The sequence below is a fragment of the Thauera sp. K11 genome (assembly GCF_002354895.1).
Taxonomy (GTDB): Bacteria; Pseudomonadota; Gammaproteobacteria; order Burkholderiales; family Rhodocyclaceae; genus Thauera; species Thauera sinica.
The window spans coordinates 4,682,322-4,698,200 of sequence record NZ_CP023439.1; the positions used below are offsets into that span (position 1 = coordinate 4,682,322).

A 15,879-nucleotide genomic window follows, 5' to 3' on the forward strand; every position below is an offset into this window, starting at 1 on the left:
TCCATCCGCAGCGTTCAGCCCTTGTCGTCGGGACGGAACACCAGGCAGCCATTCTTCAGCTCCGCGGTGACCCGCATGCCGGGCGCGGGGCTGCCCCGGTCCGGCATTTCCAGCCGGGCGAGCAGACGCGGCCCTTCGTCCAGTTCCACGATCGAAACCGCGTAGGGCGCCGGCATGTCCGGGTCGTAGCTGCGGTGGTAGATCACGTACGAGCGCAGCACGCCCTTGCCGCTGCCGGGTGCCCATGCGAGACGGGCCGGGCCGCAGCGGGGGCACAGGCGTGCGCCATAGGGCAGCGGGTCGCCGCATGCCTCGCAGCGCAGATGGCGGACGGTACAGCCGGCGCCGTCCGTGCCGGCGACGACGTGGTCGAAGTTTTCCACTCAGTCCTCCCGGATCAGCGTACAGGCCGCGACGTCGCGCGGCAGTTGCAGGGCATTGACCGCCGCCGACGGATCGGCGCGGCCGAAGGAGATGCCGAACAGCAAGCGGCAGTCCGCCGGCAGGCCGAATTCGGCGCGGACCAGCTCCGGATGGAAGCTGAGCGCGGTCTGCGGACAACTGGCATGGCCCATCGCGGTGAGCGCCAGCATGAAGGTCTGCGCGCACATGCCGAGGTCGGCCGCCTCGCGCGTGCCAAAGCCGGGCGGCAGGAAGAAGAAGGCCACGTGCGGCGCGCCGAAGAAGTCGTAGTTGCGCATGAACTGCGCCTCGCGCGCCGCCTTGTCCTTGCGCGCGATGCCGGCGGCGGCGTACAGCGCGGCGGCCGCGGCGAACTGGCGTTCGCGGTGGATGCCCTCGTAGCGGGCGTCGTAGGGCAGGTCGGGCTTCATGCGCCCCGCGCGCATCTCGGCGCCGATGGCGGCGGCCAGGCGGTTGCGCGCCGCGCCACAGGCCACCGCGATCAGCCACGGCTGGGTGTTGCAGTTGGACGGCGCGCGACAGGCGAGTGCGAGTGCGCGTTCGATGTCGGCGCGCGGCAGCGGCTCGGGCAGGAAGGCGCGGGCGGAAATGCGCCGCGCCGCCAGTTCGGCGAAAACCGCGGCATCCGTCCGGTTCGTTCCGGGGCGCTGCAGCGGTCGATCCTGTCCGGGGCCGCCCCGGCCCGGTCCTTCGTCATCCGGTCCAGGCCGAAGTGCGGCGCCGGCCTGATCGGCCGATGACTGCCAGTCGAGGTTTGCAGCGCTCATCCTCATCCCCTGTCGATTTCCGGGCCGGGTCATCCGATCGATCTGTTCCGCCCGACCAGCAGCGCCGCGTGATAGTCGAGGCGTCCGCCGTTGCCGGTGACCAGCATCAGCCCCGGATCGTCGAGCTGCCGCTCCCCGCCGAGACCGCGCACCTGGACGACGGCTTCGGCAACCGGCGTCATGCCTTGCAGATAGAAGCCGGACAGATGCCCGCCGCCCGTGTTGCACGGCAGGCGTCCGCCGGGCGCGGTATTGCCGCCGCGCACGAAATCGGCCGCCCCGCCGGGCGGGCACAGGCCGTATTCCTCCAGCGCGAGCAGGGTGGTGAAGGAAAACGCCTCGTAGAACTGGCAGGCGGAGACGTCTTCCGGCGACACCCCGGCCATGTCGAACGCGACGCCGCCGGCGATCGCGGCACCGGTGAGCGGCTCGCCGGGTCGTCCGAATCCGGTGAATCCGCGATGCCCCTGCCCCATCCCGTATACGTACACGGGGCGCTCCGCGAGATCGGCCGCGGCATCCGCCGAGGAGACGATGACCGCGATCGAGCCATTCACCGGATAGGCACAGTCCAGCACGCGGAACGGCTCCACGACCCAGGGCGAGCGCAGGTAGTCGTCCATGGACAGCGGCTGCCTCAGGAAGGCGTCGGGGTTCAGCCGGGCCCAGGCGCGATCCGACAGGGCGACCCCGCCCAGGGCATCGTCGTCCAGGCCGTAGTGCCACAGATATTCGCGGGCGGCCAGGGCGTAGGCACCCGCGGCACCGTGCAGGCCGCAGTGCTCCTCCCAACCCTCGATGCCCGAAATGCCGAGCGCCGGGGAGAATGCCTGCCCGCCGGTCGTCGCCGCGCCGAGGGGATCGTCCGCGAAGACGCAGGCCACCTTCGTCGCCATGCCGGCTTCGATCGCGAGCGCGGCGTATTGGATCATCTGCACGGCCGACGAGCCTTCGCCCTCGATCGAGGTCAGCAGCCTGAGGCCATCGAGCTGCAGGTCTTCCTGGAGCTTGAGGGGCAGCACCTCGTGCGGCGCCAGCGGACTGCGGTTGATCAGCAGGCCGTCGATGTCCCGGTGCCGCAGACCGCTGTCCGCAATTGCCGCATCGACCGCGGCAACCGCGAGATGCCGCGCGCTGCCGATGTGCCTGCGCGACAATTCGCTGTGCCCGAGCCCGATGATCGCGCCTCGCGCCTTGCCTCGACTTGCCATGTTTCCCCCAAAGCGTTCCGTCCGGTGCTTCCCGCGTAAGACCTGCGACACGCCGGCGGCGTCAGATCAGGAATCCCATCGTGGCCAGGGGCTCCGAGCCATGGACCAGCTGGACTTTCTTGTAGAAGATCTTCCAGTCGCCCGAGGGCCTGGCGCGCACCCGGTATTCCACGCTGCCCGGCCACACCTCGAGCGTATTGGTGGATTGGGCGCGCAGTTCATACAGGACGAAGTTCGCCCGCACGGCGTATTCGCGGGTCCCCTGCTCCTTCGGGGTTTCCACCTTGTTCACTTCGATGTTCGAAAGCACCCGGCGCATCGGCGACGCGGGCAATTGCGCATGGCGGGCCCCGGTGTTCAACTGGGCGATGCGGCTCTTGAGGCGCCTGCGGTTGTCGGCGATGACCGATACCGCGAGCGAGGGGTCGCCGTCGGCATGGCCCGCCGGGACCCAGTAGTACATGTCGTCGTCGACGAGGCCCTCCCATTCGGTGTAACGGGACTCGTCGGCCAGCCGTGCCTCTTGGTAGAGCAGGGCTTCGATTCGGCGCACTTCTTCGATGGACACCAGTTGCATGGTCGATCCTTCTGTTTTCAGCATGACGGGAAGATGGCCCGGGGCGGGGGCCCCGGGAATCCGGAGGATCAGCGCGACAGCAGTCTGCGGTAGTGCTTCCAGAAGCCGCGGTTGGTCGTTTCGTCGGTGACGTGGCCGACGCGGATATCGCCGGGCCCTTCCTTCTCCCTCTGCTCGCCGCGACTGATGTCGAGCCAGGCATTGCCCGATTTCAGCGCGATCTGCTGGCGCTCGGAGATCGTTCCGTCATCGGCGAGAAGGAAGCCGGCGGGCCCGAGCGCAGCCTCGCATTGCCGCAGGATCCGCTCGTTGAGGTCGTCGGACACGCCTTCGAGCAGCATGGGCGTGTGCCACTGGACGCACTCGTTCGGGCCGCGCGGCTCGAACATCACGATGTTCATCTCGGCGATGAACAGATTCGGGAAGATGACGGTATGGGGCGGGCCGGCGCGCAGCGTCTCGTGTGCCCTGCCGTGGCCATAGGCTTGCTCGAGTGCGGCGACGTAGCCGGGGAACCGGGATGCATCCGTGTAGCCCAGCCACACCATTTCGTTCTTGTACGAAGGGCCCAGGTTGAGTTCGGTATGGCCGTTGCCCCAGTCGATCGTCTCCGATTCCAGGTCTTCCTCGGCCTGCAGCGCCGCGTCGTCGTAGTGGGAACGGAGCACCTTGGCGAAGGAGGCGTGGACGAAGTTCACGTGATAGCCGTCGGTATCGTTCTCGGGCAGCATCTTCCAGTTGGCATAGAACTTGTGCTTCACCCAGCCCGCCGTGAGCTTGATCCTGCCGACCGGCGACATGGCCACGGCGCGGTCGATCACCTGCTTCGCATTGCCGAGGTGCGCGTCGAGCGTGCCCGCGCCGGCATTGAAGCTGGCGAAGACGAAGCCCTGGTAGCTGTCCACCAGCGGCAGTGCCACGAGCCCCGATTCACTCTTGTCGCGGCTGAACCCCTGGGGATACGGGACATCCAGGAGCTGGCCATCGAGGCTGAATACCCAGCCGTGGTAAGGGCACATGAAATTCTTCGCATTGCCCTTGCCGTCGCTACAGATGAGGTTTGCGCGGTGGGAGCAGCGGTTCTTCAGGACCCGCAGCTCGCCCTTCCTGTCACGCAGAAGGATCACCGGCTCTTCCCCGATGTTCCTGCGCACGAAATCGCCGGGATGGGGAATCTCGGATTCGTGCCCCACATAGACCCAGCCGCGGTAGAAGATCTTTTCCAGTTCTTCGCGATACACCGCCTGGCTGGTGTAGAGCGAGGCATGGACGCTGTCGGACTGGATGAGCCGCGAGTAGTCGGGAGACGAATCCATGGACGAAGGGACTTCGCAAACGGGTTGAAAAGCTGACATCGCAACCTCCGGGAAATTGGTCCGCGCGAGAATCAAGCAAGCGCTTGATTGAAGCGTATGCCGGTTCGAGCACGCCTGTCAAGCGGATTTGATCTGGATCAAAATTGGCTTTGCGATCAGGGCGCTGCGGCGATGCCGCCCCCCGGCGCTGCCCGTCCCGCAGACCGGCCCGGTGGATTCTTCCCCGATTGGCTCTTCTTGGCCGTCCGTTCGTCCGCAAGAATATCCCGCGACGATTCGCCATCCCTGAAAGACAAGGAGTCGAGATGCACTGCCCGGCAATGTTCCGCGAGGAACGACTGGACGTCCTCCACGGACTGATTGCGGCTCACCCGCTGGCCATGCTGGTCACCGCGGGGAGCAGCGGCCTGATGGCCAACCTGGTTCCGTTCTCGCTGTGCGGCGGCGGCGGGCACGGCATCCTGCGGGCGCACCTTGCGAGGAAGAACGAACAGCTCGACGCGCTCCGCGAAGGGGCCGAGGCGCTGGTGATCTTCCAGGGGCCGGCGTGCTACGTGACGCCGTCGTGGTACCCGTCGAAGGCGGAGCACGGCAAGGTCGTGCCGACCTGGAACTACGCGATGGTCCAGGTTCGCGGCGAACCCCGGGTGATCGATGACGCGGCCTGGCTGCGCGCCCAGGTCGAGCGGCTCACCGGTGACCTCGAGAACGGACGCGGGCACCCGTGGAAGGTTTCCGACGCCCCCGGCGACTTCATCGCCGCGCAGCTCAAGGGCATCGTCGGCGTCGAGATTCCCATCCGTTCGATGCAGGGGAAGTGGAAGCTCAGCCAGAACCGCCTGCCGGCCGACCGCCAGGGGGTCATCGACGGCTTGAGGGCCGAGTGTGCCTGCCCGGCGATGCCGGACTTGATGGAGCAACTGGCGGACGGCCGCTGAAGGCGATCCCGTCGCCCGGCGCGCTGCGCGCGGGAAGAGGCTGCCGGCGACTCCCGCCGCCGGCCTCGCATCCGGCCGGCTTGCCCGGCCGGCCCGTCAAACCCGCCTCACTTCTCGATGAAGGCGTGCTCGATCACGTAGTCGGCCACGTCGCCGATCCGCTTGGACATGCGGAAGCCCCGCGTGTCCAGCATGGTGCGGCAGTCCCTGAGCATGGGGGCGCTGCCGCAGATCATCGCCCGGTCCACCGCCGGGTCCAGCGGCGGCAGGCCGATGTCCTCGAAGAGCTTGCCGTTCTCGACGAGATCGGTCAGGCGGCCCTGGTTGCGGTAGGGCTCGCGGGTCACGGTGGGGTAGTAGATCAGCTTCTCGGCGATCGCTTCGCCGAGGAACTCGTGGTGGGGCAGTTCCTTGGTGATGAAGTCGTGGTACGCCAGTTCGCTCACGTAGCGCACGCCGTGCACCAGCACGATTTTCTCGAAGCGGTCGTAGAGATCCAGGTCGCGGATGACGCTCATGAAGGCGGCCAGGCCGGTGCCCGTGGAGAAGAGGTAGAGATGCTTGCCGGGCAGCAGGTCCGACAGCAGCAGGGTGCCGGTCGGCTTGCGGGACACGAGCAGGTCGTCGCCGGGCTGCAGGTGCTGCAGGCGGGAGGTGAGCGGGCCGTTCTGCACCTTGATGCTGAAGAACTCCAGCGTCTCTTCGTAGTTGGGGCTGGCGATGGAGTAGGCCCGGGTCAGCGGGCGGCCGTCCACTTCCAGGCCGATCATCACGAACTGGCCGTTCTCGAAGCGGATGGAACGATCGCGGGTGGTGGTGAAGGAAAAAAGGGTGTCGTTCCAGTGGTGAACACTGAGGACCTTCTCTGTGATGTAGGCAGCCATGGGGTCGAGGGACGTCGATGTTGAGCGGAGGGCGAAATGTTACGCCGGTGGGGATAATTGGGTTGGCGTAGATCAAGTCCCGCGGCCTTCGCCGTTGCGGCCGGCGGCCCGCGATGCACCGGCCGATGGCATGATTCGTCGGCGCGCGGGTCTGCCGGCATGGCCTCCAGGACGTCGATGCACAGAAGGCATTTCCTTTCCTCCGCGGTTTCGATCGCGCTTGCCGCCGGGCTGTGGCCGCGGCGCGGTCTTTCCGGCATGCCGGAACGCCAGGATGCCGTGGCGGCCCGGCTGCAGGCGCTGGAGGCGGACGTCGGCGGGCGTCTCGGCGTGTATGTGGTGGATACGCAGAGCGGCGCCGGATACGGCTATCGCCCGGACGAGCGCTTTCTGATGCTCAGTTCCTTCAAGCTGCTGGCGAGTGCGCTGGTGCTGCATCGGGTGGATGCGGGGCTGGATTCGCTGGCGCGGCGCATCTCGTATGGCAGGGAGGACCTGGTGCCCTGGTCGCCGGTGACCGGGCGCCACGCCGGCGGCGAGGGCATGACGCTGGCCGGGCTGTGCGAAGCGGCGGTCACCACGAGCGACAACACCGCGGCCAATCTCATCCTGGCCAGCTATGGCGGGCCGGCGGCGCTGACGGCCTACCTGCGGCAGCTCGGCGACACCGTCACCCGCCTGGACCGCAACGAACCCACGCTCAACGACAAGCATCCGCACGAGCCGTTCGACACCACCTCGCCGCGCGCCATGGTCGGCAGCATGCGCAAGCTGGTGCTGGGCGAGGCGCTGTCCGCCGCGTCGCGCGAGCGCCTGCAGCAATGGCTGCTCGGCAATACGACGGGCGGCAGGCGGTTGAAGGCGGGGTTGCCCGCGGACTGGCGCATCGGCGACAAGACCGGCACCGCCGGGATGGATGCGAACGACGTCGGCGTGGTCTGGCCACCCGGTCGCGCGCCGCTGCTGGTCGCCGCCTATCTGGCGGACAGCCCGGCGGAGGGCGCCGCCAGGGAAGCCGCGATCGCGGACGTCGGACGGCTGCTGCGGGACATCGCGCGCTGAGCAGGCGCGGGCCGGCGGCTCACCGATGCGTCCGGCACGCTGATCGGTGTCTGCCACCACACCGGCCTGCTCGACGAGGCGGGCCGCCTGCCGCGGCTGAAGAAGGCGCCGAGATCGCCTGGGACGACCTCACCGAAGCCGCGCCGGCGGTGGCGCTCATCGCCGCCGCCTTCGTGGCGAAGTTCTCGCTGCTCTGATCCTCCCTCCCGCTGCCGGCCGGCCTGCCCAACACCGGTGCATTTCCCGGCCGGCGGCTTCCCGATTCGGTGCGTCCGCCGCGGCCGCAGGCGCGCCCCCGGTGAAAAAACCTTGAAAAACAAGTGGCAGAAAACTGGCACGCAGCCTGCTTTGGATCGTCTGCCCGACCGGCGTCCCTGAGCCGGCTGCGGCGGCAGGTCGGCAATGCGGTGGGCCGAACCATGAAGTTCGCCAGCCAAGCGCTCCCGGCCACGATCAAAAATGTGAATATTCACATGAAAAATCTCTTGACTAAGCACAAAAGCGATTCTAATCTTTGCATCAACAAAGTGAATTCGAGCCCGGCAAGCAGGGCGCGGCGGCAACGAGACGAGGACGGACCGATGAGCATCTTCGTGGTGAAACTGGACCTGGGCGGCAGCGGCCCGACGGTGGCGATCAAGGACACGATCGACGTCGCCGGCGTGCCGACCCGCGCAGGCAGCCGCGCCTTCGAGGACGCGGCGCCGGCCGCCGCCAACGCGGCCGTCGTCGACCGGCTGCTCGCCGCGGGCTATCACCTCGTTGGCAAGGCCAACATGCATGAACTGGCCTTCGGCACCACCGGCCTCAATGCCTGGACCGGCACGCCGGTCAATCCGCGCCATCCGGCCTACGTGCCCGGCGGATCGTCGAGCGGCTCCGCCGCCGCCGTGGCGGCGGGGCTGGCCGAGGCCGCGCTGGGCACCGACACCGGCGGGTCGATCCGCATCCCCGCGGCGTGCTGCGGCGTGTTCGGCCTGAAGCCGACCTTCGGCCGCGTCAGCCGCGACGGCGTGATGCCGGCGCAGACCAGCCTGGACTGCGTCGGCCCCTTCGCCGGCGACATGGACGCGCTGATCGCCTGTATGCGGGCGATCGACCCGGACTTCGGCGCGCTCCCCGACACGGCGGGCGTGACGGTCGGCCTGGTCGAGGTGGAGGCGAGGCCGGAGATCCGGCGTGCGGTCGAGGCCGCGGTCGCGGCCGGCGGTTTCGCCGCCGGACGCGTCGTGCTGGACGCATTCGTCCGTGCCTACGACGCGGGGCTGGTGGTGATCAACGCCGAAACCTGGGCGGCCTGCGGCGAACTGGTCGCCACCGGCCGCGTCGGCGAGGACGTCGCCAAGCGCCTGCTGGCCGCGTCGCGGACCACGGCGGCCGACGTGCAGGCGGCCGAGGCGGTGCGCGCCGCCTTCACCGCGCAGGTGGACGAAGCCCTGCGCACCTTCCCGATCCTCGCGCTGCCGACCATGGCCGATGCCCCGCCGCTGCTCGAATCCGGCGCCGACACCAGCAAGCTGGTCGGCATGACCTCGCTGGTGCGGCCCTTCAACCTGTCCGGCCATCCGGCCATCGCCATTCCGCTGCAGGGGGCCGGCGACTTCCCGATGAGCCTGCAGCTCGTGGCGGCCAAAGGCCGGGACGAACTGCTTTGTGCGGTGGCGCGGCAGATCGCCGGCCGCCTGGATCAACACTGAACGAAAACCGGAGGCGTCAATGTTGGCAAGCCTGAAAGACACCGTCAGCAGCACGGCCGTGGCCCCGTCTGCCACCGAAATGGACGAACTGCTGCGCGACATCCGCGCGCGGCGCAAGGAGTTCGAGGCGCAGCGCTTCATCTCGCCCGACATCATCCAGCGCTTCAAGAAGATCGGCGTGTATCGCGCGCTGGTGGCGAAGCGCTTCGGCGGCGAGGAGAAATCGCCCGCCGAATTCTGTGAGCTGATCGAAACGATCTCGCACGCCGACGGCTCGGCCGGCTGGGTGGCGAGCTTCGGCATCGGCGGCGTGTACCTGGCCGCGCTGCCGGTTGCGACGCTGGAAAAGGTCTACGCCGACGGCCCCGACGTCGTGTTCGCCGGCGGCATCTTCCCGCCGCAGCCGGCCGAACTGGTCGCAGGCGGCTACAAGGTCAATGGCCGCTGGAGCTGGGGCAGCGGCAGCATGGGCTCGGAAGTGGTCGGCGCCGGCATCCTGCCCAAGAGTGCCGACGGCTCCGGCCTGCCGCGCATGGCGGTGATGCCGCGCGACAAGGTGCAGATCGTGCCCAACTGGGAGGTCATGGGCCTGCTCGGCACCGGCAGCCACGACATCGTCGTCAAGGACGTGGTGGTGCCCGAGGAATGGACCTTCGTGCGCGGCGGCGCCTCGTCGCTCGAAACGCCGCTGTACCGCTACCCGACGCTGTCCTTCGCGGCGCAGGTGCTCACCGTCGTCGGCCTGGGCATCGCCCGTGCCGCGATCGACGAGGTGATCGGCATGGCCGCGGGCCGCGCCTCGGTCACCGGCGCCCCCAACCTGGGCGAGCGCGTCTATGTGCAGCTCGAGATGGCCAGGATCGAGGCCGAACTGCGCGCCGCGCGCGCCTGGTTCTACCAGGCCATCGACGACGTCTGGCAGGTGCTGCTCGCCGGCGGCACGCCGACCGACCACCAGGTGAGCATGCTGCGGCTGTCGACCACGCACGCCTCGCGCGTGGCGGCCGACGTGACGCGCCGCGCGCAGATGGTGTCGGGCGGCACCGGCGTCTATGAATCCAGCCCGCTCGCGGCGCAGGTGCGCGACGCGCAGATGATCACCCAGCACGCCTTCATGGGCGACATCACCTACCAGAATGCCGGCGCCATGATGTTCGGCCTCAAGCCCCTGCCGGGCTACCTGTGACCTTCACCACTCAGACGGAGCGAGAAATGAGCGACAAGACCCCCCTGCGCGTGCTGTTCTGCATGGGCGTGAACCAGAACTTCATGGACGGCACCGCCGACGAGATGAAGGACGTGTGGGCCGCCTTCGTGGCCATGATGCAGGGCATCGCCCGCCTGCCCGGCGTGCGCGTGCTCGGCAACATGGACGACGACCGCATCATGGTCGGCCCCTCGGTCGCCTTTCCGTGGACGACCTATGTGCTGGCCGACGTGCCCGACTACGACACGGTGACCGCGGCCTGCAACCTGTTCCGTGTCACCCCGGTCGGCGACGGCACCTGCAAGCTGTGGAAGTACATGCGCGTCGAGGCCCGCATCGGCCGCGAACTGGCCATCCCCGACTGAGGCAGAGGAAGCGCCCGCCATGTCCGACAGCAAGAAGCTGCGCCGCCTCGAGGCCCGCCTCGAACGCTTCGAGGCCGAGCACGCCATCCGCGCCTGCATGGACCGCTACATGGTGCTGTGCGATGCGCTCGACGCGGCCACGCCGCTGGACGAACTGGCCGGGCTGTTCACCAGAGACGCGATCTGGGAAGGCGTGGGCGACAAGTACCGCGACTCCTTCGGCCGCATCCAGGGGCGCGCGGCGCTGCGGGAGATGTTCGGCAAGTACATGACCGAGCCGGCCCACTTCGCGCTCAACGTGCATTTCCTGACCTCCGAACTGATCGAGGTGCATGCCGCCGATGCCGCCCGCGGCAACTGGGTGATGTTGCAGACCTCGACCTTCGCCAGCGGCGCTTCGCACCTGAACGCCGCCCGGCTGACGGTGGATTTCGTGCGCGGCAAGAGCGGGTGGCGGATGTCGCACTTCCGCACCCGGAACCTCTTCAGCCGGCCGATCGACGCGTGGAACCGGACCGAACCGCTGCCGGTGCCGCACTGACAGAACGTTTTTTTCCGATCCGGGCCCGTCCCGGACCAAGCAAGAGGAACGCATCATGACGAACAAGACCGACGCGCATCAGACGCTCACGCTGGGTGACCGGGTCCAGGCGGACCGCGTGCATACCTCGCTCTACACCGATCCCGCCATCTTCGAGCAGGAGATGGACAAGATCTTCTCCAGCACCTGGGTGTGGGTGGCCCATGCCAGCGAGATCCCCGAGGCGGGCAGCTACAAGAACACCTACATCGGCCGCCAGCCGGTCATCGCCGTGCGCGACCGCAAGCAGCAGGTGCACGTGCTGCTCAACCGCTGCCGCCACCGCGCCGCCACCGTGTGCGAAGGCAAGAAGGGCAAGACCAACAGCTTCGTCTGTCCCTACCACGGCTGGAGCTACTCGCTGGACGGCGCGCTGCGTGGCGTGCCGCATCCCGAGAGCTACGCCGACCAGCTCGACAAGGGCGAACTGGGGCTGGTGAGCCTGCGCGTGGAAGAGTACGCCGGCATGATCTTCGCCACCTTCAAGGACGACATCGAGCCGCTGGCCGACTACCTCGGCCCGGCGAAGAAGTGGATTGATCTGTTCATGAAGCAGGGCGGCGGCTACCCCGTCAAGGTGCTGGGCGAACACCGCTTCCGCTTCCCCGGCAACTGGAAGATCCAGCTCGAGAACACCACCGACGCCTACCACTTCCCGCTGGTGCACAAGTCCTTCCTCAGCTCGGTCGACAAGCAGACCGAAGAGATGCTCGACTTCGTCGGCGGCCCCGGCTACGTCGAGGACCTGGGCAACGGCCACAGCGTGATGGTGATGATCCCGCAACTGATCGACCTCGAGGAAAACCTCGACGCGCCCATCCCCGGGCGCTTCGCCGAGCTGGCCGAGCAGTTGCGCGCCGAGCAGTACCCCGAGCAGGAAGTGCGCCGCATCGTGCGCGCGGTGGGCGGTTCGGGCTTCAACCTGAACATCTTCCCCAACGTCGCCTGCTCCATGGCCTTCTTCCGCGTGCTGCAGCCGATCTCGGTGATCGAGACCGAGATCCACCACGCGGTGATCACGATGGACGGCGGCCCGCAGGCCGCCAACCAGGCGCGGCTGCGGCTGCACGAACACTTCCAGGGGCCGATGGGCTTCGGCACGCCGGACGACTCCGAAGCCTGGGAGCGCGTGCAGAAGGGCGCGGGCGCCGGTACCGACCTGTGGATCATGCTGAACCGGGGGCTGCCGGGCGAGAAGCCGACGGCCGACGGGCGGGCGAGCGACGTGAGTGCCGAGACCGGCATGCGCGCCGCCTACCAGCAGTGGAAGAAACTGATGACCGCCTGACCGGAGAACCGCACATGAACACCGAACTGATCACCCAAGTCGCCGCCTTCATCTGGCAGGAAGCCGACATGCTCGACCACGGCGAATACGCGCAGTGGCTGGAATCCTGGACCCCCGACGGCCTCTACATCGTGCCGATCGACCCGCAGGAGACCGACTTCGCCAACACGCTGAACTACGCCTGCGACAACGCCGACATGCGCGAGAAGCGCGTCGCGCGGCTGGGCAGCGGCGAATCGATCTCCACCTCGCCGGTGCCGCGCACCGTGCGCGACGTGTCGCGCTTCCGCGTGCTGGCCAACGACGGCACCAGCGTCACCGTGCGCTGCGCGCAGAACCTGCGCGAATTCCGCAAGGACGTGCTCAAGCACTACACCGCCGACGTCAGCTTCGAGCTGGTGCGCAGCGGCGGCAGCTTCCTGATCCGGCGCAAGATCGTCCGTCTCATCAACTCCACCGATACGCTGCAAGGTATCGGCTACATCCTGTAAGGAGCCGCACATGTCGCAGGTCGCCCTGGTCACGGGAGCCGCGCAGGGCCTGGGGAACGCCATCGCCGGGCAACTGCACGCGGCCGGCTACAAGGTCGCCGTCACCGACCGCATCGAGGAACTGGCGCGCGAGGCCGCAGCGCGGCTCGACGCCGGCGGCGCCACCGCGCTGGCCCTCAAGCTCGACGTCAAGCGCAAGGAGGATTTCGAGGCGGCGCTGGCGGCGGTCGTGGCGAAGTGGGGCGGGCTGCAGGTGGCGGTGAACAACGCCGCGATGACGCCCACCACCCCGGTGATGCAGATCACCGCCGAGGAGTTCGACGAGGTGATCGCGGTCAACCTGCGCGGCACGCTGTTCGGCTGCCAGGTGTTCGGTGCGCACATGGCCGCGGCCGGGTACGGGCGCATCATCAACCTCGCCTCGCTCGCGGGGCAGAACGGCGGCACCGCGTCGGGCGCGCACTACGCCTCGTCCAAGGGCGCGATCCTGACGCTGAACAAGATCTTCGCCCGCGAACTGGCCGCCTCCAACGTCACCGTCAACGCGATCGCGCCGGGGCCGATGGAACTGCCCTCGGTGCGCGCGGCGGTGCCGCCCGAACGGCTGGAGAAGCTGATCGAGGCCATCCCCGTGCGCCGGCTGGGCAATCCGACGTTCGTCGCCGACCTCGTCGTCAAGCTCGCCTCGCCCGAGGCCGACTTCACCACCGGGGCCACCTGGGATGTGAACGGCGGCATCTTCATGCGCTGAGCGGATAGCGTTTGCAGGAAACAGAAAGCAGTCTTGGTACCGGCGCCGGCGCGATGCCAGCCTGAACGGCATCGCGCGGCGACCGGCCTCCCGTCCGCGCGGGGGCGAAAATCATCGAGGAGCGATGCCACGCGCGGCGCTCCCAGCAGAGAGCAGGTGGTGTTTATGTCCGAGGAAACGATCAAGGTCGTCGTGCGGCGACGCGAGGAACAGGGGCACGGCGTGCTGGTGCTCGACCTGGCCAGCGCGGAGGGCGGCGCATTGCCGCCGTTCGAGGCCGGCGCCCACGTCGACGTGCATCTGGGCGACGGGCTGGTGCGCCAGTATTCGCTCGCCGGCACGCCGGCCGACCGCAGCGTGTACCGCCTCGGCATCCTCAAGGACCCCAAGTCGCGCGGCGGCTCCGTCGCCGCCCACGAACGCCTGCGCGAGGGCACCGAGATCCGCATCGGCGTGCCGCGCAACCATTTCCCGCTGGCGATGGACGCACGCCACACCGTGCTCGTCGGCGGCGGCATCGGCATCACGCCGATGATCGCGATGGCGCATGCGCTGTCGGACGCCGGCAAATCCTTCGAACTGCACTACTGCGGCCGCACCCGCGCCGCCTGTGCCTTCCTCGACGAACTGACCGCCGGCGCGTTCGCCGACCGCGTGCATCCGCACTTCGACGACGGCGGCGAGGCGCAGCGCCTCGATCTCGGCGCCGTGCTGGGCAAGGCCGATCCGGGCGCGCACATCTACGTGTGCGGGCCGTCCGGCTTCATGGACTGGGTGATCGGCGAGGCGCGCAGGCTCGGCCTGCCCGAGGCGCGGATCCACAAGGAATACTTCCAGGTCGAGACCGACTCCAGCGGCGGCGCGTTCGACGTCGTCGCCAGGAAGAGCGGCAAGACCGTGCGCGTCGAGGAAGGCCAGACCATCGTTGACGCCCTGGCCGCCGTCGGCATCAAGATCCAGGTGTCGTGCGAGCAGGGCGTGTGCGGCACCTGCCTGTGCAACGTGCTGGAAGGCGTGCCCGACCACCGCGACATCTTCCTCACCGACGAGGAAAAGGCAGACAACGACCAGATGCTGTTGTGCTGCTCGCGGGCGAAGACGGAAACCCTGGTGCTGGACATCTGAATCCGGCCGATCACAACGACAGAGAGGAGCACATCATGGTCGAAATCAACGCCTTTCGCGACGGCATGGCCATGCTCGCCAGCGCGGTCACGGTCGTCACCAGCGGCGGGCCGCAAGGGCTGGCCGGCTTCACCGCCACCGCGGTGAGCAGCGTCACCGACCAGCCGCCGACGCTGCTGGTCTGCATGAACCGCAATTCCTACGCGCATCCGCTGTTCACCGGCAACGGCGCGCTCTGTGTGAACGTGCTCGCCGCCGGCCAGCAATCGGTGTCGGGCCTGTTCGCCGACCGCAACGTGACCATGGACGAGCGTTTCGCCCGCGTCGCCTGGGGCGCGCTGGAAACCGGCAGCCCGGCGCTGGACGAGGCGCTGGTCAGCTTCGACTGCCGCATCGTGCAGACGGCCGAGTTCGGCTCGCACAGCGTGTTCTTCTGCGAGGTCGAAGCCATCCGCCACGGCGCCGCGCGCGACGGGCTGGTGTATTTCGACCGCAACTACCACGGCGTCGGCGATGCCGACGTGGTCGCCGCCTGAAGCCGGAGCCGCCATGCCGAACCTCAACGTCTATGTCGCCGAAGGCCACACCGTCGCGCAGAAGGCCGCACTGCTGCAGCGCATGACCGATGCGGTGGTCGACAGCGTCGGATCGCCGAAGGAATCCGTGCGGATCTTCCTGATCGAGCTGCCGCGGGCGCACGTCTGCGTCGGCGGCGTCACGCTGCTGGCCGACGAACTGGCCGGCCGCCCGGTGCCGCCCGGCGGCCCCACCGTGCATGCGTTCCTGATCGCCGGCCGCAGCGATGCGCAGAAGGAAGCGCTGATCGGCGGCATCACGCGCGCGATCGGCGAAACGCTGGCGATCCCGCCCGATCCGGTGCGCGTCATGATCTTCGACGTCGCCAGTACCGATTTCGGCATGAAGGGGGTGACGGCGAAGTCGCTCGGACGCTGAAGCGGCCTTGTGCGTCGCAGCACGAAGCTGGTGCAGGAAATCGTCCGCGGCACCGATTTCGGGCGCCCGTCGCAGGTGGCGATCCCGGTCCCCCCGGAAATCGCCCGGGAACAGAGCCTGGATTTCTTTCGGATCTGGCACGCCTGATGCTTTGAAGGGTTCGAGCCTTTTCGATGCATGCCACGGGCCGTGCCGGCCGGTTGCCGCCAGCGCGGCAACCGGAACGCATGTATGAAGCATCTA

At 68.3% G+C, this 15,879-nt stretch carries 18 protein-coding genes; 12 read left to right on the plus strand and 6 right to left on the minus strand.

The annotated features are described in order from the left end of the window. Positions 1–14 precede the first annotated feature (14 nt). The 5 genes from CCZ27_RS20505 to CCZ27_RS20525 form a co-directional block, all read right to left on the minus strand. The gene (locus CCZ27_RS20505; protein ID WP_096451297.1) at positions 15–383 is read right to left on the minus strand and encodes a Zn-ribbon domain-containing OB-fold protein; all 369 of its coding nucleotides are present in this window, start codon (positions 381–383) and stop codon (positions 15–17) included. Beyond that, positions 384–1,190, minus strand: coding sequence for a nitroreductase (locus tag CCZ27_RS20510; protein WP_096451299.1), 807 nt, complete (start codon positions 1,188–1,190; stop codon positions 384–386). It lies immediately after the preceding gene. A 29-nt stretch (positions 1,191–1,219) separates the two neighbouring features. After that, entirely contained in the window at positions 1,220–2,401 is a 1,182-nt protein-coding gene (locus CCZ27_RS20515; RefSeq protein WP_096451301.1) for a thiolase family protein, read from the minus strand. A 61-nt stretch (positions 2,402–2,462) separates the two neighbouring features. Further along, a complete protein-coding gene (locus CCZ27_RS20520; RefSeq protein ID WP_096451303.1) occupies positions 2,463–2,978 on the minus strand; it encodes an aromatic-ring-hydroxylating dioxygenase subunit beta in 516 nt (171 codons plus the stop codon). 68 nt (positions 2,979–3,046) lie between these two features. Next, positions 3,047–4,294, minus strand: coding sequence for an aromatic ring-hydroxylating oxygenase subunit alpha (locus tag CCZ27_RS20525; RefSeq protein ID WP_096451305.1), 1,248 nt, complete (start codon positions 4,292–4,294; stop codon positions 3,047–3,049). A 305-nt stretch (positions 4,295–4,599) separates the two neighbouring features. Here CCZ27_RS20525 and CCZ27_RS20530 point away from each other — a divergent pair, with 305 nt between their 5' ends. Continuing rightward, positions 4,600–5,232, plus strand: a complete 633-nt coding sequence (locus CCZ27_RS20530; protein WP_096451307.1) for an FMN-binding negative transcriptional regulator — start codon at positions 4,600–4,602, stop codon at positions 5,230–5,232. A gap of 107 nt (positions 5,233–5,339) precedes the next feature. Here CCZ27_RS20530 and CCZ27_RS20535 read toward each other — a convergent pair whose 3' ends face one another. Next, entirely contained in the window at positions 5,340–6,116 is a 777-nt protein-coding gene (locus CCZ27_RS20535; RefSeq protein ID WP_096451309.1) for a ferredoxin--NADP reductase, read from the minus strand. A 258-nt stretch (positions 6,117–6,374) separates the two neighbouring features. On the opposite strand from CCZ27_RS20535, the gene bla reads away from it, so the two are divergent. The 11 genes from bla to CCZ27_RS20590 all read left to right on the plus strand — a co-directional run bounded on the left by bla (position 6,375) and on the right by CCZ27_RS20590 (position 15,636). Then, positions 6,375–7,178: a class A beta-lactamase gene (bla, locus tag CCZ27_RS20540; protein ID WP_232516483.1), complete on the plus strand. Its 804-nt coding sequence runs from the start codon at positions 6,375–6,377 to the stop codon at positions 7,176–7,178. A gap of 581 nt (positions 7,179–7,759) precedes the next feature. After that, positions 7,760–8,875 carry an amidase gene (locus tag CCZ27_RS20545; RefSeq protein ID WP_096451311.1) on the plus strand — a complete coding sequence of 372 codons (1,116 nt, stop codon included), beginning with the start codon at positions 7,760–7,762 and terminating at the stop codon, positions 8,873–8,875. Positions 8,876–8,894: 19 nt separating this feature from the next. After that, a complete protein-coding gene (locus tag CCZ27_RS20550) occupies positions 8,895–10,061 on the plus strand; it encodes an acyl-CoA dehydrogenase family protein (protein WP_096451313.1) in 1,167 nt (388 codons plus the stop codon). Between the two features lie 26 nt (positions 10,062–10,087). After that, positions 10,088–10,447 (plus strand): IacB protein, encoded by a 360-nt coding sequence (locus CCZ27_RS20555; RefSeq protein ID WP_096451315.1) that lies wholly within the window; start codon positions 10,088–10,090, stop codon positions 10,445–10,447. A 19-nt stretch (positions 10,448–10,466) separates the two neighbouring features. After that, positions 10,467–10,988, plus strand: coding sequence for a nuclear transport factor 2 family protein (locus tag CCZ27_RS20560; protein WP_096451317.1), 522 nt, complete (start codon positions 10,467–10,469; stop codon positions 10,986–10,988). 55 nt (positions 10,989–11,043) lie between these two features. Continuing rightward, positions 11,044–12,315 carry an aromatic ring-hydroxylating oxygenase subunit alpha gene (locus tag CCZ27_RS20565; protein WP_096451319.1) on the plus strand — a complete coding sequence of 424 codons (1,272 nt, stop codon included), beginning with the start codon at positions 11,044–11,046 and terminating at the stop codon, positions 12,313–12,315. 14 nt (positions 12,316–12,329) lie between these two features. Next, positions 12,330–12,806: an aromatic-ring-hydroxylating dioxygenase subunit beta gene (locus tag CCZ27_RS20570; RefSeq protein WP_096451321.1), complete on the plus strand. Its 477-nt coding sequence runs from the start codon at positions 12,330–12,332 to the stop codon at positions 12,804–12,806. A 10-nt stretch (positions 12,807–12,816) separates the two neighbouring features. Further along, complete coding sequence (locus CCZ27_RS20575; protein WP_096451323.1) at positions 12,817–13,557, plus strand: SDR family NAD(P)-dependent oxidoreductase; 741 nt, start codon at positions 12,817–12,819, stop codon at positions 13,555–13,557. Between the two features lie 165 nt (positions 13,558–13,722). Next, a complete protein-coding gene (locus CCZ27_RS20580; RefSeq protein ID WP_096451325.1) occupies positions 13,723–14,682 on the plus strand; it encodes a PDR/VanB family oxidoreductase in 960 nt (319 codons plus the stop codon). A 35-nt stretch (positions 14,683–14,717) separates the two neighbouring features. Next, positions 14,718–15,218, plus strand: a complete 501-nt coding sequence (locus CCZ27_RS20585; protein WP_096451327.1) for a flavin reductase — start codon at positions 14,718–14,720, stop codon at positions 15,216–15,218. Positions 15,219–15,231: 13 nt separating this feature from the next. Beyond that, the gene (locus CCZ27_RS20590) at positions 15,232–15,636 is read left to right on the plus strand and encodes a tautomerase family protein (RefSeq protein ID WP_096452848.1); all 405 of its coding nucleotides are present in this window, start codon (positions 15,232–15,234) and stop codon (positions 15,634–15,636) included. Positions 15,637–15,879 lie beyond the last annotated feature (243 nt).

What these genes read in the sequence shown, in the direction of transcription:
- CCZ27_RS20510 (WP_096451299.1), bottom strand. Translation starts at nt 1,190, where the DNA reads ATGAGCGCTGCAAACCTCGACTGGCAGTCATCGGCCGATCAGGCCGGC.
- CCZ27_RS20515 (WP_096451301.1), bottom strand. Translation starts at nt 2,401, where the DNA reads ATGGCAAGTCGAGGCAAGGCGCGAGGCGCGATCATCGGGCTCGGGCAC.
- CCZ27_RS20520 (WP_096451303.1), bottom strand. Translation starts at nt 2,978, where the DNA reads ATGCAACTGGTGTCCATCGAAGAAGTGCGCCGAATCGAAGCCCTGCTC.
- CCZ27_RS20525 (WP_096451305.1), bottom strand. Translation starts at nt 4,294, where the DNA reads ATGGATTCGTCTCCCGACTACTCGCGGCTCATCCAGTCCGACAGCGTC.
- CCZ27_RS20530 (WP_096451307.1), top strand. Translation starts at nt 4,600, where the DNA reads ATGCACTGCCCGGCAATGTTCCGCGAGGAACGACTGGACGTCCTCCAC.
- CCZ27_RS20535 (WP_096451309.1), bottom strand. Translation starts at nt 6,116, where the DNA reads ATGGCTGCCTACATCACAGAGAAGGTCCTCAGTGTTCACCACTGGAAC.
- bla (WP_232516483.1), top strand. Translation starts at nt 6,375, where the DNA reads ATGCCGGAACGCCAGGATGCCGTGGCGGCCCGGCTGCAGGCGCTGGAG.
- CCZ27_RS20545 (WP_096451311.1), top strand. Translation starts at nt 7,760, where the DNA reads ATGAGCATCTTCGTGGTGAAACTGGACCTGGGCGGCAGCGGCCCGACG.
- CCZ27_RS20550 (WP_096451313.1), top strand. Translation starts at nt 8,895, where the DNA reads ATGTTGGCAAGCCTGAAAGACACCGTCAGCAGCACGGCCGTGGCCCCG.
- CCZ27_RS20555 (WP_096451315.1), top strand. Translation starts at nt 10,088, where the DNA reads ATGAGCGACAAGACCCCCCTGCGCGTGCTGTTCTGCATGGGCGTGAAC.
- CCZ27_RS20560 (WP_096451317.1), top strand. Translation starts at nt 10,467, where the DNA reads ATGTCCGACAGCAAGAAGCTGCGCCGCCTCGAGGCCCGCCTCGAACGC.
- CCZ27_RS20565 (WP_096451319.1), top strand. Translation starts at nt 11,044, where the DNA reads ATGACGAACAAGACCGACGCGCATCAGACGCTCACGCTGGGTGACCGG.
- CCZ27_RS20570 (WP_096451321.1), top strand. Translation starts at nt 12,330, where the DNA reads ATGAACACCGAACTGATCACCCAAGTCGCCGCCTTCATCTGGCAGGAA.
- CCZ27_RS20575 (WP_096451323.1), top strand. Translation starts at nt 12,817, where the DNA reads ATGTCGCAGGTCGCCCTGGTCACGGGAGCCGCGCAGGGCCTGGGGAAC.
- CCZ27_RS20580 (WP_096451325.1), top strand. Translation starts at nt 13,723, where the DNA reads ATGTCCGAGGAAACGATCAAGGTCGTCGTGCGGCGACGCGAGGAACAG.
- CCZ27_RS20585 (WP_096451327.1), top strand. Translation starts at nt 14,718, where the DNA reads ATGGTCGAAATCAACGCCTTTCGCGACGGCATGGCCATGCTCGCCAGC.
- CCZ27_RS20590 (WP_096452848.1), top strand. Translation starts at nt 15,232, where the DNA reads ATGCCGAACCTCAACGTCTATGTCGCCGAAGGCCACACCGTCGCGCAG.